This window comes from Cognatundibacterium luofuense (assembly GCF_018139685.1).
GTDB classification, from domain to species: domain Bacteria; phylum Pseudomonadota; class Gammaproteobacteria; order Burkholderiales; family Burkholderiaceae_D; genus Undibacterium; species Undibacterium luofuense.
In genome coordinates, this window is sequence record NZ_JAGSPN010000519.1 from 1 (window position 1) to 301 (window position 301).

Sequence of the window (301 nt, forward strand, 5' to 3'; positions counted from 1 at the left end):
TGCCATTCATGATCAAGGGCCGGCGCAAGGCCTGCAGCAGACGTTCGGCTAGCTGACGCACCGTATCCAGAGAGCCGACCGCTGGCAAAATCACCGCAAATTCATCGGCGCCGACCCGGCACAGGGTGTCGGTGCTGCGCAGAACTTCCATCAAACGTTCAGACATGGCGATCAGTACCTGATCGCAGACGTCATACCCGAGTTTATCTGAGATGGTTTTGAATTGATCGAGGTCGATAAACATCAGCGCCATCATCTCATCATTATTGATCGCCTCTTACACGCAATTGGTAATCAGCTT

Annotated in this window: 1 protein-coding gene; it reads right to left on the minus strand. The window is 52.8% G+C overall.

Going from position 1 to position 301, the window contains the following annotated elements; translation table 11 throughout:
* Window positions 1-256, minus strand: a 256-nt coding sequence (locus KDM89_RS21495; protein WP_212689821.1) for a GGDEF domain-containing protein, incomplete at its 3' end; no start/stop codon positions are given.
* Between the last annotated feature and the right edge of the window lie 45 nt (window positions 257-301).